General features: G+C 72.5%; 25 protein-coding genes. 16 read left to right on the forward strand and 9 right to left on the reverse strand.

What is annotated here, in order from left to right; genetic code table 11:
- Window positions 1-242: 242 nt before the first annotated feature.
- The 4 genes from ISOVA_RS00445 to ISOVA_RS00460 form a co-directional block, all read right to left on the reverse strand.
- The gene (locus tag ISOVA_RS00445; protein ID WP_013837297.1) at window positions 243-776 is read right to left on the reverse strand and encodes an O-acetyl-ADP-ribose deacetylase; all 534 of its coding nucleotides are present in this window, start codon (window positions 774-776) and stop codon (window positions 243-245) included.
- 38 nt (window positions 777-814) lie between these two features.
- Complete coding sequence (locus tag ISOVA_RS00450; RefSeq protein WP_013837298.1) at window positions 815-1627, reverse strand: HTTM domain-containing protein; 813 nt, start codon at window positions 1625-1627, stop codon at window positions 815-817.
- A gap of 423 nt (window positions 1628-2050) precedes the next feature.
- Complete coding sequence (locus tag ISOVA_RS00455; protein ID WP_013837299.1) at window positions 2051-2686, reverse strand: prepilin peptidase; 636 nt, start codon at window positions 2684-2686, stop codon at window positions 2051-2053.
- Between the two features lie 7 nt (window positions 2687-2693).
- A complete protein-coding gene (locus ISOVA_RS00460) occupies window positions 2694-3401 on the reverse strand; it encodes an acyl-CoA-like ligand-binding transcription factor (protein ID WP_013837300.1) in 708 nt (235 codons plus the stop codon).
- Window positions 3402-3585: 184 nt separating this feature from the next.
- On the opposite strand from ISOVA_RS00460, the gene ISOVA_RS00465 reads away from it, so the two are divergent.
- The 9 genes from ISOVA_RS00465 (at window position 3586) to ISOVA_RS00505 (ending at window position 12074) form a co-directional block, all read left to right on the forward strand.
- Entirely contained in the window at window positions 3586-4929 is a 1344-nt protein-coding gene (locus ISOVA_RS00465; protein ID WP_463323640.1) for an ISL3 family transposase, read from the forward strand.
- A gap of 174 nt (window positions 4930-5103) precedes the next feature.
- Window positions 5104-5292 (forward strand): Flp family type IVb pilin, encoded by a 189-nt coding sequence (locus ISOVA_RS00470; RefSeq protein WP_013837302.1) that lies wholly within the window; start codon window positions 5104-5106, stop codon window positions 5290-5292.
- Between the two features lie 87 nt (window positions 5293-5379).
- Window positions 5380-5790, forward strand: coding sequence for a TadE/TadG family type IV pilus assembly protein (locus tag ISOVA_RS00475; RefSeq protein ID WP_013837303.1), 411 nt, complete (start codon window positions 5380-5382; stop codon window positions 5788-5790).
- Entirely contained in the window at window positions 5778-6854 is a 1077-nt protein-coding gene (locus ISOVA_RS00480) for a pilus assembly protein TadG-related protein (RefSeq protein ID WP_013837304.1), read from the forward strand. The genes ISOVA_RS00475 and ISOVA_RS00480 overlap by 13 nt, the downstream gene beginning before the upstream one ends.
- A gap of 13 nt (window positions 6855-6867) precedes the next feature.
- Window positions 6868-7575 carry a Flp pilus assembly protein CpaB gene (gene cpaB / locus ISOVA_RS00485; RefSeq protein ID WP_013837305.1) on the forward strand — a complete coding sequence of 236 codons (708 nt, stop codon included), beginning with the start codon at window positions 6868-6870 and terminating at the stop codon, window positions 7573-7575.
- Window positions 7572-8783 carry a CpaE/TadZ family protein gene (locus ISOVA_RS00490; protein WP_013837306.1) on the forward strand — a complete coding sequence of 404 codons (1212 nt, stop codon included), beginning with the start codon at window positions 7572-7574 and terminating at the stop codon, window positions 8781-8783. The genes cpaB and ISOVA_RS00490 overlap by 4 nt, the downstream gene beginning before the upstream one ends.
- The gene (locus ISOVA_RS00495; protein WP_013837307.1) at window positions 8783-10246 is read left to right on the forward strand and encodes a TadA family conjugal transfer-associated ATPase; all 1464 of its coding nucleotides are present in this window, start codon (window positions 8783-8785) and stop codon (window positions 10244-10246) included. The genes ISOVA_RS00490 and ISOVA_RS00495 overlap by 1 nt, the downstream gene beginning before the upstream one ends.
- The gene (locus ISOVA_RS00500) at window positions 10243-11172 is read left to right on the forward strand and encodes a type II secretion system F family protein (RefSeq protein ID WP_013837308.1); all 930 of its coding nucleotides are present in this window, start codon (window positions 10243-10245) and stop codon (window positions 11170-11172) included. The genes ISOVA_RS00495 and ISOVA_RS00500 overlap by 4 nt, the downstream gene beginning before the upstream one ends.
- 2 nt (window positions 11173-11174) lie before the next feature.
- On the forward strand, window positions 11175-12074 hold the full coding sequence (locus tag ISOVA_RS00505; protein WP_013837309.1) for a type II secretion system F family protein: 900 nt from the start codon (window positions 11175-11177) through the stop codon (window positions 12072-12074).
- 153 nt (window positions 12075-12227) lie between these two features.
- Here the strand turns inward: ISOVA_RS00505 and ISOVA_RS00510 are convergent, their stop codons facing one another.
- Window positions 12228-12437 carry a PspC domain-containing protein gene (locus tag ISOVA_RS00510; protein WP_013837310.1) on the reverse strand — a complete coding sequence of 70 codons (210 nt, stop codon included), beginning with the start codon at window positions 12435-12437 and terminating at the stop codon, window positions 12228-12230.
- Window positions 12438-12512: 75 nt separating this feature from the next.
- Entirely contained in the window at window positions 12513-13433 is a 921-nt protein-coding gene (locus ISOVA_RS00515; protein WP_013837311.1) for an aminoglycoside phosphotransferase family protein, read from the reverse strand.
- Between the two features lie 152 nt (window positions 13434-13585).
- Here ISOVA_RS00515 and ISOVA_RS00520 point away from each other — a divergent pair, with 152 nt between their 5' ends.
- The 5 genes from ISOVA_RS00520 (at window position 13586) to ISOVA_RS00540 (ending at window position 17872) form a co-directional block, all read left to right on the forward strand.
- Entirely contained in the window at window positions 13586-13873 is a 288-nt protein-coding gene (locus ISOVA_RS00520; RefSeq protein ID WP_013837312.1) for a hypothetical protein, read from the forward strand.
- The gene (locus ISOVA_RS00525) at window positions 13873-15123 is read left to right on the forward strand and encodes a hypothetical protein (protein ID WP_013837313.1); all 1251 of its coding nucleotides are present in this window, start codon (window positions 13873-13875) and stop codon (window positions 15121-15123) included. Before ISOVA_RS00520 ends, ISOVA_RS00525 begins: the two co-directional genes overlap by 1 nt.
- The gene (locus ISOVA_RS00530) at window positions 15120-15833 is read left to right on the forward strand and encodes a hypothetical protein (protein WP_013837314.1); all 714 of its coding nucleotides are present in this window, start codon (window positions 15120-15122) and stop codon (window positions 15831-15833) included. The genes ISOVA_RS00525 and ISOVA_RS00530 overlap by 4 nt, the downstream gene beginning before the upstream one ends.
- A complete protein-coding gene (locus ISOVA_RS00535; RefSeq protein ID WP_013837315.1) occupies window positions 15834-17066 on the forward strand; it encodes a hypothetical protein in 1233 nt (410 codons plus the stop codon).
- Between the two features lie 62 nt (window positions 17067-17128).
- Window positions 17129-17872 (forward strand): hypothetical protein, encoded by a 744-nt coding sequence (locus ISOVA_RS00540; protein WP_013837316.1) that lies wholly within the window; start codon window positions 17129-17131, stop codon window positions 17870-17872.
- Window positions 17873-17877: 5 nt separating this feature from the next.
- Here the strand turns inward: ISOVA_RS00540 and hrpA are convergent, their stop codons facing one another.
- Window positions 17878-22356 (reverse strand): ATP-dependent RNA helicase HrpA, encoded by a 4479-nt coding sequence (gene hrpA / locus ISOVA_RS00545; protein WP_221927828.1) that lies wholly within the window; start codon window positions 22354-22356, stop codon window positions 17878-17880.
- A gap of 73 nt (window positions 22357-22429) precedes the next feature.
- Here hrpA and ISOVA_RS15255 point away from each other — a divergent pair, with 73 nt between their 5' ends.
- Together ISOVA_RS15255 and ISOVA_RS00555 are read left to right on the forward strand one after the other, a co-directional pair.
- Window positions 22430-22735 carry a FitA-like ribbon-helix-helix domain-containing protein gene (locus ISOVA_RS15255; protein WP_013837318.1) on the forward strand — a complete coding sequence of 102 codons (306 nt, stop codon included), beginning with the start codon at window positions 22430-22432 and terminating at the stop codon, window positions 22733-22735.
- A complete protein-coding gene (locus tag ISOVA_RS00555) occupies window positions 22732-23184 on the forward strand; it encodes a type II toxin-antitoxin system VapC family toxin (RefSeq protein ID WP_013837319.1) in 453 nt (150 codons plus the stop codon). The genes ISOVA_RS15255 and ISOVA_RS00555 overlap by 4 nt, the downstream gene beginning before the upstream one ends.
- 303 nt (window positions 23185-23487) lie before the next feature.
- On the opposite strand, the gene ISOVA_RS00560 is transcribed toward ISOVA_RS00555, so the two are convergent.
- Both ISOVA_RS00560 and ISOVA_RS00565 read right to left on the reverse strand, forming a co-directional pair.
- Entirely contained in the window at window positions 23488-23973 is a 486-nt protein-coding gene (locus ISOVA_RS00560; RefSeq protein ID WP_013837320.1) for a hypothetical protein, read from the reverse strand.
- A gap of 68 nt (window positions 23974-24041) precedes the next feature.
- Window positions 24042-24332 carry an arginase family protein gene (locus ISOVA_RS00565; RefSeq protein ID WP_041294712.1) on the reverse strand — a complete coding sequence of 97 codons (291 nt, stop codon included), beginning with the start codon at window positions 24330-24332 and terminating at the stop codon, window positions 24042-24044.
- Between the last annotated feature and the right edge of the window lie 12 nt (window positions 24333-24344).

Raw genomic sequence — 24344 nt, forward strand, 5'->3', positions numbered from 1 at the left:
ATGGTCGCCGCGGTCGCCATGGCACTCGCCCTCGCGGTTCCCGCGGTGAGCGGTGCCGCTGCCGCGGAAGCGACGACGCAGTGCGTCGCGTGCTGGCCGACCGCTGACTGAGCCGCCCCTGAGTCACCGGTGTCATGGGGAGCACCGGCAGACAGGGCGGCGGAGAGCGACCCGAACGGGTCGCACCAGGGTCACGGGGGCACCCTGGAGCGGTCGGACTGCGATGACGGCCCGCCGGCGTCTCAACGCCGGCGGGCCGTCGCCATGGCCCGCTCGAACGCCGCGAGCACGGGCGCGCTGAAGAGCACGAACCGCACCTCGTCGAGCTCGCCCGGGTGCGCCTCGTCCCACGCCGCGACGGCCTTGACCGCGACGGACGCGACGTCGTCGGGCGCCCAGCCGTAGACGCCGGCGCTCACCGCGGGCACCGCCACCGTGCGCGCGCCGACCTCGGCCGCGACGTCGAGCGCGCGCGTGAAGCACGACGAGAGCAGCGCCGGGTCCGTCTCGCCCGCGTGGCGGTTGGGCCCCACGGTGTGGACGACCCAGCGCGCGGGCAGGTCGAAGCCCGGCGTCGCGACGGCGTCGCCCACGGGCAGGCCGTCGGGCAGCTCGGTACGGCGCAGCTCGCGGCACGCCTCGAGCAGGCGCGGGCCCGCGGCGGCGTGGATCGCGCCGTCGACCCCTCCGCCGCCGAGCAGCGACGAGTTCGCGGCGTTGACGATCGCGTCGACGCGGGCGGTCGTGATGTCGCCCTGCTCGGCCGTGATCCGCATGGTGCGATCGTCGGCCCGCCCGACGGCGCGCGCAAGCGTCAGGCGGGAAGGCGTGCGGGGACGCGCTCGGGTGCGCGCCGGGGGAGCGGGACGTCGGGCCGCGTGAGGAACAGCCCGTATGTCGAGGTCGTCGTGAGCGCGAACGCGAAGAGCACGACGTTGAGGTGGTCGAGCCCGCCGACGATCCCGGCGTGCAGCGCGACGCCCGCGAGGACGGCGAGCACCCGGAGCCGGGGCACCCACAGCGCGACGGCGAGGAAGAGCTCGACCGCGACGGTCGCGAGCGCCATCGCCTGGAAGACCCAGGGCGGCCCGGGCAGCCACGTCCAGCCGTCGAGCGGCTCGCCCGAGAGGAACACGGGGTTGATCTTCGCCACCGCGGTGAAGAGGTAGACGACGCTGACCTGCGTGAGCATGAGCAGCTGCGGCCACCACGGGACGGTCGGGTCCTCGCGGGGCCGCAGGCGCGCGGACAGCGACCATCGCGTGCCCGAGCGCGCGAACGCCAGGTACAGCAGGAGCAGCGTGCACAGCACGAGGTGGCTCGAGTACGTCTGCTGGTCCCACAGGAGCGCCCACGCCCCGAGCGCCGACCCCAGCCCGGCGGCCCACCCGGCGAGCACGCCGGCGAGGAGCAGGAGCGCGGCGACGAGCCCGAGCGCGAGGTAGACGAGGACGGCGTCGGTGGTCGGCGCGGGAAGCCAGTCGAGCACCGGGTACCGCATCCGCCCGTCGGCGATGCGCGACAGGTAGGCGCTCGACTCGACGACGGTGACGGCGAGCGCCACCGCGAGCATCATGCGGGCGCCGGCGACGGGGCGGCCGTCGACGCGCCACTGCGTCAGGGGCACGGGATCACCTGCTCCGCTCGGCGGCCCTGGACGATCGCCACGGCGGCGGCACCGTCGACCTCGGCGCACAGGTGGTCGACGACGTGCGTGGTCCAGTCGAGCTCCGCGCGGGGGTACTGGGCGAACAGCTCGCCCTGGTCGAACTCGACCTCCTGCCGGCGGCGTCGAGCACGGTCAGCGTGCCGGAGTAGCCGGAGTACATCTGGAACCCGAAGCGCGCGGGCGGCTCCTGCAGCGCCGCGACGGCCGGGACCGCGACCTGGACGGCGATCACCGCGGCGACGGCCCTTGTGCCCCATCGCCGGCCATGGTGCTCCGCCGTCTCCACACGATCGATGATCGAGGCGAGGGTGCGGTGTGGCCAGACCCGGAGCGGGTGAGATCTCTCGGCGAGGCGTAGGCGAGGAGAGGGGGCCGCCGGCCTCAGGCCAGCGCGACCCACGCGACGCCGGCTGCGGCGCCGACGATCATGGCGGGTCCGAACGGCAGGTCGGCCCGCAGCGACGTGCGGCGCAGCGCGAGCAGCACGAGCGCCGCGAGCGCGAACACGAGGAACGCGGCAAGCGTGCCGTAGACGACCGCCTGCCAGCCGAACCAGCCGAGCACGAGCCCGAGCACCCCCGAGAGCTTGACGTCGCCGAGCCCCATGCTGGTGGGGGATATGAGCGCGAGCACGAAGTAGAGCGCGAGCAGCGCGACGCCGGCGAGCACCGCGCGCAGCAGCCGTCCCCACTCGGCGTCGACCGCCGCGGCGAGGACGAAAGCGACGAGCACCGCCGCGGTCGCCGGGAGGACGATCCGGTCCGGCAGGCGGTACGTCGCCAGGTCGACGGGCACGAGCAGCCCGGACGCGACGGCGAGCGCGGCGAACGCGAGGAGCTCGGCCCACGACTGCGCGACCGCCGCTGCGCCTGCGCCGAGGAGGGCCGCGACGGCCGCGGGCACCCACGGCCGGAGCCAGCGCGACTCGCTGTGGACGAGCCGGCGGGCCCAGGGGGTCAGGAGCCACGCCACGACGGCGCAGGCGGCGGCCACGCCCACGACCACGCCCGGCGGCACGGCCGGCTCAGCGCTCCTCGGCCGGCGCCGGCTCGTCGTGCGTAGTGCCGTCCGCGCTCTCGGCCTCGTCCTCGTCCTCGCGGGCGGAGTCCGGCGGGAGCCCGGCCTTGAGCTCGACGAAGCACTCCTCGACGAGGGCGGCGAGATCGTCCGCGTCCCCGCCCTGGCGCACCCACTGCCGCACGGCGGTGCGGATCGCGGTGACCGCCGCTCCGGCGACGAGGCGCGGGTACGCGGCGTCGTCGTCGACCCCGAGGCGGTGCGCGACGGCGCGGCGCACCGCCCCCTCGACGGCGTCGAACTGCGCCATGCGGTACGGGAGCAGCGTCGGGAACTCGCCCACGAGGCGTTCCTTCGCGCGCAGGGCGTCGAGCTGCTCGGGCGTGAGCGCGCCGATGGTCTCGCGCGTGATGGCGTGGAGCGCCTCGAGCGGAGCCTCGTCGGCCGGGCGGTCGCCGAGGCTGGCGACGAGCTGCTCGGGCTCGACGTAGCCCGAGTGCAGCACCGCCTCCTCCTTGCAGGTGAAGTAGTTCGAGAAGGTCCGCGGGGACACGAGCGCGCGGGCGGCGATCTCGTCGATGGTGACGTCGTCGAGCCCGCGCTCGCGCACGAGCTCGAAGGCGGCGTCCGCGATCGCAGCACGCGTGGCGGCCTTCTTGAGCTCGCGCAGCCCCGGACGGGCGATCTCCGGCTCACCTCGTCGGGAATCCGTCATACGAGAACTATCCCACTCGCGCCTGGCAACCGGCTGGACCCGATGTTTGATGCCTAAATCAGGCTCTTCGCAGATGAAGGGGGTGCCGCGATGACACGCCGAGCGGCGCGGTGACGCCCGGGTAGGGGTCGAGGCCCTCCAGGATCGGTTGCGACCAAGCAAACCTGTCCGGAAGGCCTCGACTGTGTCCGAGCCTACGGCCTGCGTGCCGTGCTGCCCGTGTTCGACATCCGCCACTCCCGCGACGTCGTACTGTGATCGCTGCGACCTGCTGGTGGGCCTGGCACCGTTGCGCGCGATCGACGTCGAGCGCCGCGACGACGGGGCGCTGGTGGTGACGGTCGAGTCGCCGCCGGGGCTGATGGGCTGCCCGGCCTGCGGGGTGGTGGCGGTGAGCAAGGGCCGGCGCATGGTCGAGCTGATCGACGCTCCGGCGTTCGGGGCCCCGGTCCGGTTGCGGTGGCGCAAGCGGCGCTGGCGGTGCCCGGATCCGGGGTGTGAGACCGGGTCGTTCACCGAGCAGCACGAGCAGGTCGCCGCCGCGCGCGCGGTCCTGACCACCCGGGCGATCGGGTGGGCCATCGCCCAGCTGCGCGCCGAGCACGCCTCGGTCGCCGGTCTGGCGCGTCAGCTCGACGTGTCGTGGTGGACCGTGTGGGACGCGATCGCCCCGCTGCTGACGGCCGCCGCGGCGGACGAGTCCCGGTTCGCCGGTGTCACCACCCTGGGCGTGGACGAGCACGTGTGGCACCACGTCGACGTGCGCCGGCGGGGGCCGAAGGAGCTGACCGGGATGGTCGACCTGTCCCGCGACGATGCCGGCCGGACCCGGGCCCGGCTGCTGGACCTCGTGCCCGGTAGGTCGACCAAGGCGTACGCCGACTGGCTGCACCAGCGCGGCGAGACGTTCCGGGCGACGGTGAAGGTCGCGACACTGGACCCGTTCGCCGGCTACAAGAAGGCGATCGACGACCAGCTGGCCGACGCGGTCGCGGTGCTCGACGCCTTCCACATCGTCAAGCTCGCCACCACCGCCGTGGACGAGGTGCGCCGCCGGGTGCAGCAGCAGACCACCGGTCACCGCGGCCGCAAGGGCGACCCGCTCTACGGCATCCGCAACATCCTGCGCGCCGGCGCCGAACGCCTCACCGCCAAGCAACAGGCTCGCCTCACCCGGGCGATCGAGGCCGACGAACGACACCTCGAGGTGTTCGTCGCCTGGCAGGCCGCCCAACAGGTCCGCGCCGTGTTCCACCAGCCCAGCCCCGAGGCCGGCCGCCGGCTCGCCCGCCGGGTCCTGGACACCCTGCACCGGTGCCCGATCCGCGAGATCGCCCGCCTCGGCAAGACCCTGCGCCGCTGGTCCGCCGCGTTCCTGGCCTACTTCGACACCGCCCGCTCCTCCAACGGCGGCACCGAGGCGATCAACGGACTCATCGAGCTACACCGGCGCGTCGCCCGCGGCTTTCGCAACTACGACAACTACCGGCTCCGCATGCTCCTGATCGGTGGAGGACTCACCCCGTGACCCCCCTCATCTGCGAAGAGCCCTAAATCACCCGTTGCCGAACCGGCAAAGTTTCAGATGTCGCAAATGTCCACGTCTTTCATCCTTGCGCCCACGATTCGTGCACACGAGCATCGAGGCGTGCCTCGCCGAACGGCCGTCCGGCGGGGGGACAACCGGACGAAAGGGAAACTCATGAAGCTCATCTCGCTCATCAAGGGGCGCTTCGAGACGAAGGACCGCGGTGCGACCGCCGTCGAGTACGGCCTCATGGTCGCTCTCATCGCTGTCGCGATCATCGCCGCCGTTCTCGCCCTGGGCGGCCAGCTCACCGCGATCTTCGAATACGTGACCGAGAAGATCGGCGAGGTCATGCCGGCGTGATCGGTGCCTGACCGCTGTTCCCGTGGCGCCCGGACCCGTCCGGGCGCCACGGCGTCCCCGACCTGTACCGGACACCAGGAAGATCGAATGGCACGTCGTTCGGAACGAGACCCCGACCGGGGTGCAGCCGCCGTCGAGTTCGCACTCGTTCTTCCGGTGCTCGTCCTCATCATCGTGGGGATCATCGGGTTCGGTCATGCGTACCACGTGCAGACCGTGCTCGGGAATGCGGCACGTGACGGCGTCCGCATCCTCGCGCTGTCCGACGATGCCGACGCCGCCAGACAAGCCATGGATGCGGCTATCGCGTCAGCCGCTCCGGCGGTCACCCTGACGGACGACCAGATCACCGTCACACCCACACCTCAGTGTGCGAGCGGCGCTGGCGTGACACCGGGGAACGCGCGCGTGACCATCACCCTCGAGGACTTTCAGCCGCTCGGGGGCTTCTTCACTCTCGACCTCACGGGAACGGCGGCAATGCGATGCACCGGGTGATCCACCGAGGTGCCCTCCGGCACCGCACGCAGAAGGACCGTGGCGCGTCCGCTGTCCTCGTCGGCCTTCTCCTCGTTCCGCTGCTGGGCTTCGCTGCGCTCGCGATCGACATCGCCGCGATGCACGCCGACAAGCAGCTCCTGCAGACCGGCGCTGACGCGGCGGCGCTCGCGGTAGCCCAGGACTGTGCGAAGGGTGAGTGTGGCGACCCCGACGCAACTGCGTCCGAGATGGCCACCCAGAACAACCCGTTCGGAGGGTCGGCTTCGGCGACGATCACGCGACTCGACACGGACGAAGGTGTCGTCACCGTGCGAACCGAGTCGTCGCGCAACCACTTCCTCGCGCCGATCATCGGGATCGACGACGCCGACATCGCGGCGGCAGCGACCGCCCGCTGGGGTTACCCGTCCAGTGGGGCGGCGGTCCTCCCTTTCACGCTCGGTGCGTGCGAGATCCTGTCGCAGGTTCCCGGCCTCACGGCCCAGTACGACGACGCGGGAAACATCATCCGCATCGACTTCCCCGAGGATGCTCCTCCGGTGACCGTCGAGTTCACCAAGACGAACGATGTGGGCGACTGCACCGGTCCGTCCGGCTTGGCCGTTCCCGGCGGCTTCGGATGGCTCGACCCGGGCGCCGGGTGCACCGGACCCGTGGCGACGATCGACAGTTGGGTGCAGACGTCCGTCGGAAACACGCTCCCGCAGGGATGCAGCAACGCGGACTTTCTCGCGCTGATCGGTGAGACGGTCCTCATCCCGATCTTCGACCAGGCCGTCGACAACGGTACGAATGCCCAGTACCACATCATCGGATTCGCCGCGTTCACGCTGACCGAGTACTACTTCGGCGGACAGAACAGGAGCCCGGGGGGCCAGGGGCTGTGCGCCGGCATGGGCGGCGGTGGTGGCGGTGGCGGCGGTGGCGGCAACGACAACGCCAACAATGCTCGCTGCCTCCAGGGCACGTTCGAGCGCTTCGTCGATGCATCCGGTGAGTACGAGCTGGATCCTGACGCGCCGCAGCTCGGCGCGGCGATCGTCCGGTTGACCCTGAACTGAGAACTGAGGAACCGTGTCCCGTCGCATCATTGCCACCGTTCTGGCCGCGCTGCTCGCCATCGTCGGCGGTGCGCTGACGTACGTGTACGCGTCCGGCGCCGACCGCCGCGCGATGGCGGATCTCGAGCCCACCACCGTCCTGACCGTCACCGAGGTTGTGCCGGCGGGAACGCCGGCGGAGGAGATCGGCGACCGTGTCGAGGAACGTGAGCTCCCGGCCGGCGCCGTCGTGGACGGGGCGTTGACCGACCTCGCGGTCGTGGAAGGCCGCGTCGCCACGACCGATCTCCTGCCGGGGGAGCAGCTCCTGGCCGAACGGTTCGTCGCCCCCGAAGAGCAGTCAGCGATCGAGATCCCGCCCGGCTTCCACCAGGTCAGCGTTCAGCTGCCGACGCAGCAGGTGGTCGGCGGCCGTGTGCAGCGAGGTGACACCGTCGGCGTCTTCGTCTCGTTGAGCGGTGAGGAGAAGACGACTCATCTCGTCTTCCACAAGGTGCTCGTGACGGACGTGCGTGGCGGCGTTCAGCCCGTCGAGCAGGACGGCGACGAGGCCGAGTCAGAGCCCGCAGAGGCGGTCATGGTCACGCTGGCCCTCTCGCCGGCCGACACGGAGAAGTTCGTCTACGCCGCCCAGTACGAGAGCGTCTGGCTCTCGCTCGAGCCGGACGACGCTCCCGAGGACGGGCTGCGGCGCGTCACGCCGGAGGTGATCTTCGAGTGAACAACGTGCTCCTCGCGACAGACTCGCACGCACTTCAAGAACGGGTCCACGCAGCGGCGGACGGAGCGTGCATCACCGTCCCGGCAACCCCACTGTCGGTCGAGCCGGCAGCGTTTCTCGGCCAGCTCCGTGGAGCGCCTCTGCCGGACATCGTCGTGCTCGACACGACCACGTCACGGTTCGAGGCCCTGGAGCTTGCGGCCGGCATGGATCGTCTGTTCCCCGGGACAGGCCTGATCCTCGTCGGGATCGCCGACGGCACGCTTGCGATGGAGGCCCTGCGTGCCGGGGTCCGCGACGTCGTCCCGCCCGACATCCCAGTTGATCACCTGCGTACAGTGCTCGCGCGTGTCGGCGAGGCCGCCCGCGCACGTCGGGTGCCAACCCCGGTCCCGGTCGGTACCGCCACCCCGGAGTGGGTTCCGACCATCGCCACGCAGGGGCCGAGCCGCGTCATCTCGGTGCTCTCACCCAAGGGGGGAGCAGGGAAGACGACCGTCGCGACCAACCTCGCGGTGGGTCTTTCCCAGGCGCAGCCTGGCTCGACCGTGCTCATCGACCTCGACCTCCAGTTCGGCGACGTCGCCACCGCACTCGGACTCGAGCCGGAGGCCACGCTCGCCGACATCGTGATCCACGGCAATCACGTCGATCCCATCGCTCTGAAGACCCAGCTCACCCAGCACGCATCCGGACTTCTGGTCGCCTGTGCGCCCGACAGCCCTGCGGCTGGCGGCGCCGTCACGCCGGAACACGTGGGCGCGCTGATCGAGCAGCTCGCGACCCAGTTCCGGTACGTGGTCATCGACACCGCGGCAGGTCTGGGAGCGCACACGCTCGCCGCGCTCGACCACACCACGGATCCGGTGCTGCTCACGAGCATGGACGTGCCGGGCGTCCGCGGGCTCCGCAAGGAACTCGATGCATTGCACGACCTCGACCTGCTCCCGGATTCGCGCAAGGTGCTTCTCAACTTCGCCGATCCCAAGGCCGGCCTGAGTCTCGGAGACGTCCAGGCAACCATCCGGACGCGGGTCGACATGTCCCTCCCGCACACCAAGGCGGCGGTCGTCGCGATGAACATGGGTGTGCCACTGGTCAACCACCAGCCGCGGGACGCCGTCGCCAAGCAGTTGCGCAAGCTCCAGGCCAGCTACCTCGGTGCCGTGGCACCTGGACGCCCGTCGCGTCGCAAGGTGGTGTCCTGATGGACCTGGCCTCCCGTCTCGCCGCCGCCAAGCGGCACGCCGAGCCCGTGACCGGTGACGGAGGAAACGGCCGTCACCTCTCCGAGCTCTCTCTTCCTGCACCAGAGCCGGCGACCGTACCGGTGCCGCCTCCCGCCGCCGAGGTGGTGCGTCCGGTGTCAGCCGTGGCCAACGACCGCGATCCCCTCGCCCGCCTCAAGGAGCGTGCCGCCACCGCGCTGTTCGAGCGCATCGGCAACCGGCTCAACGACCCGCGGCTCAGCGAGGAACAGCTGCACCAGCTCGTGCGATCCGAGCTCAACGCCGTCGTCGAGGCGGAGCAGACGCCGCTCACCTCCGACGAGAAGAAGCGACTCATCGAGGCAGTCCGCGACGACGTGCTAGGGCTCGGTCCGCTGCAGTCTCTGCTCGACGACCCGACCATCACGGAGGTGATGGTCAACGGGCCGGACGCTGTCTACATCGAGCAGGACGGCAAGCTCAGCCGCACGACCGTGCGCTTCACCTCGGAACAGCATCTGCGGCAGATCATCGAGCGCATCGTCTCGCGCGTCGGCCGGCGCGTCGACGAGGCGTCGCCGCTCGTCGACGCCCGCCTCGACGACGGGTCCCGCGTCAACGCCATCATCCCGCCCCTGGCTTTCCACGGTTCGGCCCTGACGATCCGCAAGTTCGCCCGGAACCCGTACCGGGTAGACGATCTCGTACGGTTCGGGACGCTCACGCCCGAGATCGCCGACGTTCTCCATGCGTGCGTCGAGGCACGGCTCAACGTCATCGTCTCGGGAGGTACCGGCACCGGTAAGACGACGCTGCTCAACGTGCTGTCGGCCTTCATCCCCGGCGACGAGCGCATCATCACGATCGAGGATGCGCTTGAGCTCCAGCTGCAGCAGGAGCACGTGGTGCGGCTCGAGAGTCGGCCGCCGAACATCGAAGGTCGTGGAGAGATCACGATCCGTGACCTCGTCCGCAACTCGCTGCGCATGCGCCCCGACCGCATCGTCGTCGGCGAGGTCCGCGGCGGCGAGACGCTTGACATGCTCCAGGCCATGAACACCGGCCACGACGGGTCGCTCTCGACCGTGCACGCGAACTCACCGCGCGATGCGATCTCACGCCTGGAGACCCTCGTGCTCATGGCCGGCATGGACCTGCCCCTGCGGGCTGTGCGCGAGCAGATCGCCTCGGCGGTCGACGTCATCGTGCAGCTTTCCCGGCTCCGCGACGGAACACGCAGAGTCACGGCGGTGACTGAGGTCCAGGGCATGGAGGGCCAGACCGTCACCCTGCAGGACGTCTTCCTCTTCGACTACGGTGCCGGAACCGACCAGAACGGTCGCTTCCTCGGTCGTCAGCGTCCCACCGGCGTCCGGCCCAAGTTCAGCGAGCGACTCACCGAGATGGGCATCCACCTGCCATCCGTCATCTACGGCGCGGACCCGCGCGTGGTGGTGCCGTGAGCCCCGGACTCTGGGGGCCCATCGCCGTCGCGGCCGGACTTGCGCTGGTGGCGGTGCTGATCCTCGCCCCGGACCGTGCGCATCTGCCCCGGTCGCGTCGCCGTCCAAGCACGGCGGCCGAGGACACGGTGCTTGCTGGAGCCGCCGCGACGGCCACGAGCCTCGTGGCCCGGGCGATGCGGCGGCGGGAGGGCAGGCTGAGCGTGGCGCTCGACCTCGCCGGCGTTCGCATGCGGCCGCAGGACTTCGTGTTCCTGGTCCTCGTCGCTGCACTCGTGCTCGCCGCGATGGGCCTGCTCGTCGGTGGCTTCTGGCTCATGCTCCTCTTCGCCGCGCTCACGCCGCTCTTCGCTTCGTTGTGGCTTCGGATTCGCACAAGCTCGCGACGCAAGAAGTTTGGCGATCAGCTCGACGACACGCTCCAGCTTCTCGCGGGCAACCTGCGTGCAGGGCACAGCCTCATGCAGGCGCTCGCGGGTGTCGCACGGGAGGCCGACGACCCCACCGCATCGGAGCTTGGTCGCATCGTCAACGAGACGCGTGTCGGGCGCCCGCTCGGACTGGCGCTCGAGGAGGCGTCGGTGCGGATGGAGAACCAGGACTTCCACTGGGTGTCGCAGGCCATCGCCATCAACCGCCAGGTGGGCGGCAATCTCGCCGACGTGCTCGAAGGCGTAGGGAAGACGATCCGTGAGCGCAACGAGATCCGGCGGCACGTGCGCGCCCTGAGCGCCGACGGGCGGTTGTCCGGGATCATCCTCGTCTCCCTGCCGATCGTGGTCGCCGGGTTTCTCGGGCTCACCAACCCGGGCTACATAGGCCTCCTCTTCCGGCACCCGATCGGGATCGTCGCGGTCGTGATCGCCGTGATCTTGCTCCTCATCGGTTCGTTCTGGATGTCTCGGGTCGTGAGGATCAAGTTCTGACCATGCCCACAACAATCGTCGTCGCCGTCGTCGCCGTAGCCATCGCCACTGGGCTCGTCGTCTGGCTCGTTCTCGACCCGGGCGCGACCGCGCGTCGCAGCACCGCTGCAAACCTTCGCCGTGGCCTCGAGGGGCGTGTCGCGGCGTCCGCCGACGCACCGACGAGCCTGGTCCGAGTCCGACCGGACTCGTTCGGTCGACGCCTCACGCCGCGGCCGCTCGTGAGCCTGCTGGAGCGCCAGCACGTGCGCGGCGGTCGGCCCGCCGGGTGGCCCGTGGATCGCCTGCTCGCGTTCAAGGTGTGGTTCGGGGCCATCGGCGCCGTGCTTGTCGTGTGGGCTGTGGCCGCCGACGCCCGGCCGCTGCTCACCGCGCTCCTGCTCGTCGTGACGATCGGTGGCTACTTCCTGCCTGACCTGCTGCTCATGAGTCGCGGTCAGGAGCGTGAGCAGAAGATCGAACGCGAGCTGGCCGACACGGTGGATCAGATGATGATCGCGGTCGAGGCCGGCATGGGCTTCGACGGCGCCATGGCGCGAGTGGCGGAGCACGGACGGGGAGTGCTCGCTGAGGAACTGACGCGAACGCTGCAGGACATGCGCATGGGCCGGTCCCGGCGACAGGCGCTCCAAGACCTCGCGGAGCGTGCCCCGGTGCCGGACCTCCGCCGCTTCGTCCGTGCGATTCTCCAGGCAGACGCCTACGGCATCTCGATCGGCGGGGTCCTCCGGACGCAGGCAGCCGAGATGCGGTTGCGTCGCCGCCAACGCGCCGAGGAGAAGGCGCAGAAGGTGCCGATCAAGGTGCTCTTCCCGCTGATGGTGTGCATCCTTCCGGTGCTCTTCATCGTGATCCTCACACCGGCCGCGATCGATCTCTACCTGACCCTGTCGAACATCTGAGCACGCTGAGGTCCTCGCCGGCCCTGGGCCCAGGATCACTCCGGTAGAACCATGGCGAGTCCCTCCGCGTCGACGACACCACCAAGCCCTCGGCGGCCAACCCCCGATCAGCCGGCTGTAACCAACCTCGTGGCCGGGTACAGGTAGCGCGGCTCAGGCCCGGGGCGCGGCCTTGCTCTCGTCGGGCATGAGGATCCACGCGACGATGTACGCCAGGACCTGGGGCCCGGGGATGATGATCGAGGCGACGGTCAGGATCCGCACGAGCGTGCGGTTCCAGCCGAAGTAGTCGGCGATGCCCGCGCACACGCCGCCGAGAAGGCGGCCGGAGCGGGGTCGGTACAGGGTGCGTCCGTTCGTCATGATTCGACGGTACGGGCGCACCTGTCCGCTCGGTATCGGGAAGGCCCCTGAACCGTCCCTGACCACCCTGAGGTGTCAGGCGGCGTCGTCGAGCGCCGCCGCCACCCGCCGCTGCGACGCGCGCCCGAACGCGGGCCACCGGTCCCAGTAGTACGGGAGCGCGACGACCGCCTGGACGAGCACCCAACCCTTCCCGCGCTCCCACGCGGCCTCGTCGAGCGTGTGTCCGACGCCGGACGCCTCGCGGAACGCTGCCCGCGAGCGCCCCGAGAACAGCTGCCACGCCGGGGTGAGGTCGGCCGCCGGGTCGCCGAGCCCGAGCGCGCCCCAGTCGATGACCGCGGTGAGGCGCCCGCGCTCGACCAGGAGGTTGCCCGGGATGAGGTCGCCGTGGAGCCAGCGCGGCGGCCCGTCGTACGGGTCGGCCTCGAGCGCGCGCTCCCACGCGCGCGTCGCCGCGCGCCCGTCGATCCGGGTGCCCGACGCCGCGATCGCCTCGCGTACGGAGCGGTCGAGCCGGGCGAGGGGCACGCCCCTGCCGGTGCCGTCCTTGACCGGCCCGCCGGCCGGCTCGACCTCGCGCAGCGCCGCGACGAACGCGCCGAGCTGCTCGGCCGCGGCGTCGAGGTCGAGGTTGTGCGACGCCGCCGGGTCGAGCGGGTCGGCCGCCGCCTCGCCGGGGAGCCACGGCACGACGGACCACGCGAACGGGTAGCCGTCGTCGGGCTCCCCGAGCGCGACGGGCGCGGGCACGGTGAGCGGCAGGTGCGGTGCGAGCCGGGGCAACCACTGCGCGTCGCTCGCCGCCTGCTCGGCGGCCCACCCGATCTTGGGCATGCGCGCCACGAGCTCGTCGCCGAGCCCGAACAGCCGGTGGTCGGTGCCCGCCTCGGCGACCGGCCGGACGGGCAGGTCGGCCCAGCGCGGCAGCTGGGCGCGCACGAGGCGGCGGACGTCGTCGGCGGTGACGCGGATCTCGTCGTCGTGCAGGCTCACGCCGCCACGGTAGGCGCCGCGCGAGGCACCTGGCGACGGAATTGCGCGGACCGGCCCCGCCGCAGGTCACGTGGGGAGTTCTCCCCATTGAGGGGGTCTGCGGGCCGCTGCCATACTCGGCGGCGGTCACACAGAAGGACAAGGGGGGCTCCGTGGGCGACCTCGTCGTGAACGACGCGTTCCTCGCGCAGGTCGAGGGTGATCTCGGGCAGATGAAGCACCGGCTGTACGAGCCGCTCGACGCGATCCGGTCGGCGGACCCCGGCGCGGTCGGCGAGCCGCAGCTCGTCGAGAAGGTGTCGCACTTCCGCGACCGGTGGGACCACAGCATCGATCAGATGTGCGAGGCCACGGGCAACGCCAGGGATCAGCTCCAGAAGATCCGCGAGGCGTTCGCCCAGATCGACGCCGACCTCGCCGCGGCACTGGGGGACCGCTGATGGCGCACTACGAGCACATCGGCTACGACCCCGTGCCGGGCGACCACACGGTCACGTCGTCGCTGTCCGCGGGGCTCACGGGCGGGCACGAGACCCTCGAGCGCGTCAAGTTCCTCCTCGGCAGCGTCGACGAGGGCGAGTGGGTCGGCGAGGCCGCGATCGCGTTCCGCTCGATGCTGCACGACGACTTCGAGCCCAAGGTGACCGAGGCGGAGGAGGCGTTCCGGGTCGCGGCCGGCGCGCTCGACACCTGGGCCGGCGACCTGCACACCTTCCGCGACGAGGCCGACCGCCTCGACCGCGAGCTCGGCACCGCCAGGGCGGTCCTCGCGGACGCGGAGCGGTCCTGGTACGGGATGCCCGACGTCGCGCGCCCCGACGACGACGCGCCGCAGCAGCAGTGGGACGCCTACGAGGACCACGAGCGTGCCCGCGCCCGGGCGCAGGAGAACCTGGCCGACGCGCAGGCCGCGGTCGACGCCGTCTGGGTCTCCATCCGTGAGCTCGCCTCGCGGTACGACGGCGCCGCGCGCCGCCTGCTCGACCGCTTCGACACCGCGGCGGCGATGGCCCCGGACGACCCCTCGTGGTGGGACCGCGCCGTCGACTGGATGGGCGACCGGTGGGAGGACGTCACCGACCTCGTCGCGGACATCGGCGACTACATCCTCGAGTGGGCCGCCGAGCACGCCGGGTTCCTCAACACGCTGTCGAACTGGCTCTCGATCGGCAGCATGATCCTCGGCTTCGCCTCGCTCATCCCGGGGCCGTGGTCGCCGGCGCTCGCGGCGCTCAGCGTCGCGCTCGGCGCGGCGAGCACGCTCGCGGGCTACCTGTCGGCCGCGGGTCAGGCGGGCTCGTGGTCGGAGGGCTTCACCCCGGGTGTCGTCGCGGGGATGGTGGGCACCGCGCTCGGCATCGGCGCGCTGGGGGCCACGTTCCGGGCCACGGCCGCCGCGGCGACGACGGCCGGGCGCACCGCGCCGACGTTCGCCCAGTTCATGAACCCGCTGTCGCCGACCGGTCGGGCGGCGGCCGAGGTGCTGCCGGGCTTCTTCACGCTCGCGGCGCGCGGCGGCTCGATCGACTCGGTGGCCGAGTTCGGGTGGCGCTCGGTCGACGTCATGTTCGACCAGGGCACGTGGTTCGGGACGAACCCGATCGGCGTCCTCAACATGGGCTGGGACGTCGAGCGCGACGGCGAGAGCGCGCTCCTGCGCACGCAGGCCGAGAAGCAGGGGGCGCTGTGAGCGCGCCGGCCGCCGTCGAGCGTGACAACCCCACGCGCTGGCGGCTGCGCACCCGGGTCCCCGACGACTGGGTCGACCTGGCCGGCACGAGCACGGTCGAGCAGACGCTCGGCGTCATCCGCGGCTCCTTCGCGTCCACGGGCGTCGAGCTGACCGCGCACGACGCCGGCCTCCTGCGGACGGGCCTGGAGGCCTGGCGCGACCTCGCGGCGAAGCACGGCCTGCTCATCCACGGCCTGGTCCACCAGGGCGCCGCGTACGAGGGCCCCACCGCGATCGACCGCGAGATCTTCTGGGACGTGGTGGGAACCGTCACGGAGTTCTCCGCGGTCGACGGTCCGCTCTCCCTCATGGAGGTCGTGCGCCGCGTCATGGCCGCCAGGCTCGGGTTCGACGTCGACGGGGCGTACACCGAGGTCTTCCCGACCGCCGTCGGCCCGGCGCTCGGCCTGACGACCGAGCTCGACCTGCGCTACCGCGTCCCCGGGGAGCCCGACGACGCCGAGCCGCGCACGCGCCGGGTCGGCCTGGCGGCGGTCGTGGCGGCACCGAAGGAGGGCGGGCCGGGCCTCGTGCTCGGAGGGTGGTCGCTCGACCCCGCGCAGCGCAACGGCCTCGGGATGCTCCTGGCCGCGATGGCCGGACCGGCTACCATCACGCCCGTGGATGCCGAGGGCAACGCGACGGTCGCGACGACGGAGGACGGCTGAGTGGCGCGCCCGAGCCTTCCTCCCTCCCCGCGTGAGGTACCCCTGCCCGAGACGTTCGGCGACTGGTATGACACGGCGGCCGTCAACCTGGGCGTCGCGGAGAAGCGGGACAGCCGCGGCCTGCGGCTCCTCGCCGGGCTCGTCCTCGTCGTCCTGACGACGATCGGTCTCGGCGCGTTCGCCGGCCCCCAGCTCGCCGCGCTCCTCGGGTACACCGACGAGGCCGTCGACGCCGCGACGCTCGTGCTGGGCCTCGTGCTCGTCGCCGGCACCCTCGCGTGGTGGTTCTGGCTCCGCCGGGACTGGGTGCGCGCACGCCGGCTGCGGCGGGCGTGGGCGTACGCCCTGCGCGACCGGCGCGTCCTCGCGCTGCCGGCCCGCGAGCACCGCGGACCCGGCGAGGATCCCGAGGACCGGCACCACTACCGGGCGCGCGAGCACGTCGAGCTCGCCCCGTACACGGGAGTGCGCTCGGTCGGCGGCGTGAGCGGGTTCCTCGACTTCCTCCGCGCGGTGCTCTACCCGGTCGTGCTCGGGGCGGGTGTCCTCCTCGTGGTCGTCGGGCTGTCGCGGGACGACGCCGGCTCTCGCTTCACGACGGCGCTCGCGGCGCTCCCGCTCACCCTCGCCGCGCTGGGCGGCACCGTGCGCGCGTGGTGGCGGCTCGGGGAGTCGTGGCGCCTCGTGGGGCTCGAGAACGACGACCGGTTCCGCTGGACCGGGTGGCGCGTCCTGCGCGGCATCGACCGTCCGCTCGACGTCCGCGGCCCGGCGGCACGGCGCGCTCTCCTGCTGCTCCCCGTGGCGCTCGGTGCGCTCGTCGTCGTCATCGGGCGCGCGAGCACCGGCACCCTCGGCCCGGACGACGTGCTGGTCGGTGTCGCGATCGTCGCCGTCCCGGCGCTCGCCGTGGTGGCGTTCTTCCGCGTGCGCGCGCTCCGGGCGCGTGCCGGCGGAGAAGGGTTCGCGGTGCGCGTCCTGCCCGACGACGTGCCGCCCCAGGGTCCGACGTCGGTCCCGGTCGGCCCCGCGCGCCTCGTGCTATCCGACGGGCGCGCGTCGCTCGGCGGGGTCGAGTCCGAGGCGGCGGCGCTGATCAGCGGGGCGCCCCAGATGCTCGCCGCGCGGCGGCACGTCCTCGTGCTGGCGGACGGGTCGCAGGTGCGCTTCTCGTGCGCCGACGTCGCCGGCGTGCGGCGCGCGGCGCAGGACGCCGGGCTGCGCGTGCTCTGACCCCAGAGCTTCCGACCCGGCGCGCCCCGCAAGATCGGCGCCGGTCACGACACAGTCGGGTCATGGAGAGCGCGCGGCGTGGCAGGTCCTTCGGGGTTCTCACGGCCATGGCCTCGGCCGTCGTCGCGTCGGTCGTGGCCGGCTGCGCGAGTACCGGCGTCGCCTCGGCGGACACCGTGTACCGGTGCTGGGGCGAGCCCGTGCCGCTCTCCGTGCTCGAGTCCGGCCCGACGGCGGACACCCTCGACGCGGCCGAGGCGCTCGACGGCGTCGAGGTGCCGCAGATCGACCCGGCCGAGTGGACGGTGCTCAGCGAGTCGGACACGAGGGTCGCGCTCCTCCGAGAGCTCGACAAGGCGGAGGACCTCGGGGCCGGCGACGTCCGCACCCACGAGCTGCTGGCCATCGAGTGGGTCGACGCGGCCAATCTCGACCCATCCCCTGCATGGATGCTCGGCCAGCACTCGACGTGTGCGCTCGCGACGGAGTCGGGCGAGTCCGCGAGCGTGACCCTCGACCCGGCGAACCCGCCGGATCCCGCCTCGTCGCGGCTCCACCTGCTCGTCACCGAGATGGCATGCAACAGCGGCCAGGACGCCGAGGGCCGGGTGCGGCTCGTCCGTCTTTCGGAAGGCGAGGAGTCCGTCGGGGTCGAGATCGCGGTCGACCCCCGCGAGGGCGACGCCGCCTGCCCGTCGAACCCGACGCCGTTCGTCGTCGAGCTCGACGCGCCGCTCGGCGACCGGGGTGTCTACGACGCGGCCCGTGCAGCCACCGCGCGAGCTCGCGATGCCGACCGAGGGTGAACTGCTCACCACCCGGACGGGGTGAGTATCTTCCGGATCCTCTTCTCGCTGACGGGCCCGTCGGTGCCGAGCTGTTGCGCGAACAGAGACACCCGCAGCTCCTCGATGAGCCACCGCACCTCGGCGAGCTCGGCCGCCCGCGCGGGGTCGGCCGGCCCGGCCGCGTACGCGGCCCTCGCCTTGTCGTACGCCTCGGTCACGTCGTGCACGCGCCACGCGAGCTCGGCGTCCCGGTGGGGGCTCGCCTGCGCCTTCTCGAGCCGGTACGACGCCGCGCGCAGGTAGCGCACGAGGTGCGGCAGCCGGCGGGGCGGGGTCGCGGAGACGAACCCGTCGTGGACGAGCGTCGCGACGTGGTCGCGGATGTCCTGCAGCGTGTTGAGCAGGGCAAGGGAGGACGACGAGCGCACCTCGCCCTCGATCGTCCGCCACGCCGACAGGGCGGCCACGACGTGCCCGACGACCCGGTAGATCTCGTCCTCCAGGTGCTGGCGGACGAACGCCTTCGCGTCGTCGTACGAGTCGGCGTCCCGGATCTGTACGGCGACGGGTCCGCCGGTCGGCGTGCCCGGCGCCTTCTCGGCGTCCGGGCTGGTCAGCGCGGTGACCGCGGCCAGCTGCAGGTCCGCGACGAGCGCGTCGGTGTTCCGGTACGGCGCCGCCGCGAGCGTGAGCGACTGCTTCGCCGTCCACCGCGACGTGATGCGCCCGCTCTGCAGGCCGGTCTGCGCGAGCAGCAGCCGCCGCACACCCGCCGCATGCCTCGCGTCCCGCTCCGCGGCGTCGGCCAGCACCCGCAGCGCCACCGTGGGCTGCCCCTTCGCGTCCTCCTCCTCGACGACAGCCGGGTAGCCGCGCACGACGACCCCGCCCCCGAGGTCGGTCGACACGGCGTCCGGCAGCCGCCCGTCCGGAAGGTCCGCGGGCCAGGAGGAGAGGTTCGAACGCTCCGCGACCACGGCGGAAGGCGACCCGGACGACGAGGCCGACGAGGCGGCGTCGGACGGACGTCCAGGCTGGCCGGGCCTGGCGGGAGCCGGGCTCGCCGCACGCGACCGAGCCTCCTCGAGAGCAACCCCCACAGCACCCTTGACCGCAGCCCGAACGGCCGCCTCGGCCTTGGCAGCCAGCCGCTTCTGCAGCGCCACGAGGTCCTTCGACTCGTCGACGACGACGGTCTTGGCACCCCGCCGCTCCTCGACGCGGAACGTCATGCGCAGGTGCGCGGGCAGCCGCTCGACGCGCTCGGCGTCCCACACGTCGTCGGGGATGACGACGTCGCGCAGGGCCCGCACGGCGCGCGAGAACTCGACGTGGAAGGGCGAGGCCATGTCGCCCGCGCGCGTCATGTCCTCCCACGAGGGCGTGTTCTCCCGCAGCCAGCGCGCGACGGCGGCACCGACGTCGGGCGCGGGCACGAGCTCGCGACGCACGGCCTTGGGCAGCGAGCGGATGGTCGCGACGCAGAGCTCCTCGAGCAGGCCGGGGACCATCCAGTCGAACCCGTCGGGCACGACGCGGTTGAGGATCGACAGGGGGATGTGGACGGTGACGCCGTCGGCGTCGGTCCCGGGCTGGAACTGGTAGGTGAGGGGGAGCGTGACCTCGCCCTGCGTCCACGCCTCGGGGAACTCGGACGTGTCGACGGCGGAGGTGTCGACGAGCTGGTCGAGCGTGAAGGTGAGCAGGTCGGGATTCTCGCGCTGCGCCGTCTTCCACCACCGGTCGAAGTGCCGCGCGCTGACGACCGATGCCGGCACGCGCTCGTCGTAGAACGCGAAGAGGTCGTCCTCGGACGCGACGAGCCCGCGCCGGCGCGAGCGCGCCTCGAGCTCCTCCGCCTCGGCGAGCAGACGGCGGTTCTCCGCGAAGAAGCGGTGGTGCGTCGTCCACTGGCCCTCGACGAGCGCGTGCCGGACGAACATCTCGCGCGCGGCCTCGGGGTCGACCTTCGCGTAGAGGACCTTGCGGTCGCTCACGATGGGGATGCCGTAGAGCAGCACCTTCTCCGTGGCCATGGCCGCGCCCTGCTTGGACGACCAGTGCGGGTCGGAGTACGTGCGCTTGACGAGGTGCGCGGCGAGCTCCTCGGCCCACTCGGGCTCGATGCGCGCGACGTCGCGCGCCCACAGTCGCGACGTCTCGACGAGCTCGCCCGCCATGATCCAGGCCGGCGGCTTCTTGCTCAGCGGCGAGCCGGGGAAGATCGCGAACCGCGCCCCGCGGGCGCCGAGGTACTCGTTGCGCGCCCGCTTGGCGGCCTGACGCAGCGCGCGGGCGCGCGCCTCGCCGCGCAGGTGCGCGACCGACGACGCCTTGATCTCGCCCGTGTCCTGCATGCCGATCTGGCTGAGCAGCCCCGCGAGCAGCGCGCGGTGGATCGTGTCGCCGTCCCACTCGAGCGTGTACTTCTCCGAGCTGTCAGGCTCAGGCTGGTCCATACCCCGGCCTGGGCCTGACAGGTCGCCAGAGCGGGCCGAGGGCCGGAACGACATGTCGATGCCCAGCGGCTTGGCCATCTCGCGCAGCTGCGCGACGACGTCCTGCCACTCGCGGATGCGCAGGAAGTTGAGGTGCTCCGCCTTGCACATGCGCCGGAACGCGGACGAGCCCATCGCGTGCTGCTGCGCGCGGACGTACTCCCACAGGTTGAGGTACGTGAGGAAGTCGGACCGCGGGTCGGTGAACCGGGCGTGCTGCTGGTCGGCCTGCGCGCGCTCCTCGGCGGGCCGCTCGCGCGGGTCCTGGATCGACAGCGCGGCGGCGATGATCGCGACCTCTCGCGCGACGCCGAGCCGCGAGCCCTCGATGATCATGCGCGCCAGGCGCGGGTCCATGGGCAGCTGCGCGAGCGTGCGCCCGACGTCGGTCAGCCGCGTCCGGCCGTCCTCCGTCTCCAGCGCGCCGAGCTCGGTGAGCAGCTGCACGCCGTCGCGCACGGCCCGCGTGTCGGGCTTCTCGACGAACGGGAAGCGCGCGACGTCGTCGGGCGACTCGACCACGCCGACGGAGATCATCTGCAGCAGCACCGACGCGAGCGAGGTGCGCAGGATCTCCGGCTCGGTGTACTCGGGGCGGCGCTCGAAGTCCTCCTGCGAGTACAGCCGGATCGCGATGCCGTCGGCCACGCGCCCGGACCGCCCGGAGCGCTGGTTGGCCGAGGCCTGCGAGATCGGCTCGATCGGCAGCCGCTGGACCTTGGTCTGCTTGGAGTAGCGCGAGATGCGCGCGGTGCCGGGGTCGACGACGTAGTGGATGCCGGGCACGGTCAGCGACGTCTCGGCGACGTTGGTCGACAGCACGATGCGCCGGCCGGGGTGCGACTGGAAGACCCGGTGCTGCTCCGCCGCGGACAGCCGCGAGTACAGCGGCAGGATCTCGACGTGGTCGGGACGCTTGGGGTCGCGCACGCGCTCGCCGAGGTGGCCCTCGAGCGCGTCGGCGGCGTCGTGGATCTCGCGCTCGCCCGAGAGGAACACGAGGATGTCGCCCGGCCCCTCGGCCATGAGCTCGTCGCACGCCTCGACGATGCCGGTGACGAGGTCCTTCTCCTCGCCCTTCTTCTTCGCGGGCGCGTCCGGGTCGGTGTCCGGGGACAGCGGGCGGTACCGGATCTCGACGGGGTACGTCCGGCCCGAGACCTCCACCACCGGTGCGTGGTCGGGCAGCACGTCGACGACCGCCTCGGGCGCCCCGCCGATCTCGGCGAGGTGAGCGGGGGAGAAGTGCGCCGCGAACCGCTCGGAGTCGATCGTCGCCGACGTGATGATGAGCTTGAGGTCCGGCCGGCGCGGCAGCAGGCGGGACAGGTAGCCCAGCAGGAAGTCGATGTTGAGCGACCGCTCGTGCGCCTCGTCGATGATGAGCGTGTCGTACGCGCGCAGCTCCGGGTCGCGCTGGATCTGCGCGAGCAGGATGCCGTCGGTCATGACCTTGACGAGCGTGTCCTCGCTCGACTCGTCGGTGAACCGCACCTGGTACCCGATGACGCCGCCCAGCTCCGTCCCGAGTTCTTCGGCGATGCGCTCGGCCACGGAGCGGGCCGCGATGCGCCGTGGCTGGGTGTGCCCGATCTGCCCCGCGCGCCCGCGGCCCAGCTCGAGCGCGATCTTCGGCAGCTGCGTCGTCTTCCCCGAGCCCGTCTCGCCCGCGACGACGACCACCTGGTTCTCGCGGATCGCGCGCGCGATGTCCGCGCGCCGCGCCGAGACCGGCAGCTGCTCGGGGTACGTGATGGGCGGCACGACGACGGCGGCACGTGCCTGCGCGGCGCGCTCGAGCTGGGCGGCGCTCACCCGGGGGGTGCGGACGCTCGTCGAACGGTTCGGGCGGTTCCGTCGCTCGGGGCCGCCGCGCTGCTGCGGGTCCTGGGCGTTGGGGCCGCTCTGGCCCCCGGCCGAGCCACGACCCCGGCCGCCGCGACGGCGACGGCGCGCACCGCCGTCGCCGGCGGGCTGCTGGGGGGAGGAGGGCTCGGTACTCACGACGTCCCATTCTCTCAAGCGGGTGCAAGCCGATTGGCGCTGCTAGCATTCTGCTTGCAAAGGAGGTGCTGGCATGGGGACGACGATCACGGTTCGCGGGCTCGACGACGAGCTGCACCGCCAGCTCAAGGAGCAGGCGAGGTCGCACCACCGGTCCATGGAGGCCGAGGCGCGAGCGATCCTCGCCGAGGGCATCGGCCGGCCCCGGGTCGAGGTCAGCTGGACGGCCGCCGCACCCGCAGAGGGCGCCGGCGGCGACTGGATCGACCGTGCCCGGGAGCTGCTCGCCGATGCGTGGGACGACCCCGGGTGGCACGACGATTGGTTGCCCGAGCGCAGCCACGACCCGTCCCGTGCCCCGGCGGAGCTCGACGGGTGAACCGCTACATCCTGGACACCAACGTGTTCGCCGAGCTCGTCAGGCCGGCGCCCGAGGCGCACGTGATCCGCTGGGTCAGGGCGCGCGACGAAGAGCTGTGGACGACGTCCGTCGTCGTCGGCGAGCTCCTCTTCGGGATCGCCCGACTGCCACCCGGCCGGTGCAGGGAGGGCCTGCGGGCGTCGATCCTGTCGATCCTTGAGGACCGCTTCGCGGACCGCGTCCTCCCGTTCGACGAGAAGGCGGCGGTCGAGTACGCGGCCGTGCGCGTGCATCAGGAGCGCGTGGGCCGTCCTGCGGGTGACCTCGATGCGATGGTGGCCGCCGTGGCGCGCGCCCACGGCGCTGCCGTCGTCACCCGGAACGTCCGGCACTTCGCCGACGCGGGCGTCGACGTCGTGGACCCGTGGTCGCCCGCCTCCCTGTCCGGGGGCGAAGGCCACGGGTAGCCTGGGAGAGGACGGCGCGCGTACGCGTCGTCGTCCCTCCGAGAGCGGTGACGCACCGTGAGCGACGTGACGAGCGACATCACGGCGGCGGCTCTCGCACGCGGCGTCCGCGGTGACGAAGGGGCCGACGGCGGTGCTCGGCTCGCGCGCGAAGGCGCTGAAGAAGGCCGGGTCGCGGGTCCAGGACGTGCTCGGGGCGCACCGCGACGCGCTGCTGCTGGCCGAACACGCCCGCGCCGCCGGGGACGCCGCGCAGGCCGAGGGCGTCTCGCGCGAGCCGCTCGACGACGGTGCGTGCGAGGCTCAGGCGCCTGCGCGGCTCGTCTCTCCGCGCAGGACGTCGATCTGCTCGGCGAGGTGGCTCAAGCCCTCGCCGACCTCGTCGTCCGCGACCCCCGACGATGCCAGCTCGCCGATCACGTGCCGCAGCTCGGCCGACGCGGCGTCGAGCGCGACCTGCGCGTCCGCGAGCGCCACGACCGCGGCGTCGTCCTGGGCGGCGGCGCGGGCGAGGGCGGTGCGCGCCTCCTGCGTGGCGGCCTCGGCCGAGGCGACGGCGTCGGTCACGGCGGTCCTCAGGGTGGAAGGGACGGTGGCGACTTGGTCCTCGAGCCGGTGGAGGTCGTCGTCGACGGCTTGGACCTTGACCTGGGCGTCCGCGATCACCTGGCGGACGTAGGCCGGCGGGGCGGCGGCGCACGCGCCCAGCATCATCGCCAGCGCGAGCAGGCTCGACGCGGCCAGGCGGGCGGGGAGCCCCCTGCTCGTCGAGGTCGTCGCTGACGTCATGGCGCACATCCTGCCTGCCGAACCTGGGACGACCCTGAGGATTCCGCCCGAGGTTGTGGAGATCGTCGTCACATTCGGCGGCCTTCTTCGCCGAGGTCGTACCTCCGGTCGCGAGGTCGTACCCCAGGGGTACGACGTCGCGACCTGCGGTACGACCTCGCGCGCGGGTCGGGGGTTGGGCCGGTCAGGCCGTTCCCTCGCCCCGTCGCCTCGGCCCGACCCACCGCCGCGGCGAGCTCGCCGCGCAGGTCGTGGTGCGCGTCGAGCGTCACGAGCCCCGCGGTCCCCAGCGCGTCGCCCCACGCGCCGAGCGCCGCCGGCACGGTCAGCGCGTTGTCGCCTCCCAGCGCGACGAGCACCCGCGCCCGCGC

This window comes from Isoptericola variabilis 225 (assembly GCF_000215105.1).
Taxonomy (GTDB): domain Bacteria; phylum Actinomycetota; class Actinomycetes; order Actinomycetales; family Cellulomonadaceae; genus Isoptericola; species Isoptericola variabilis_A.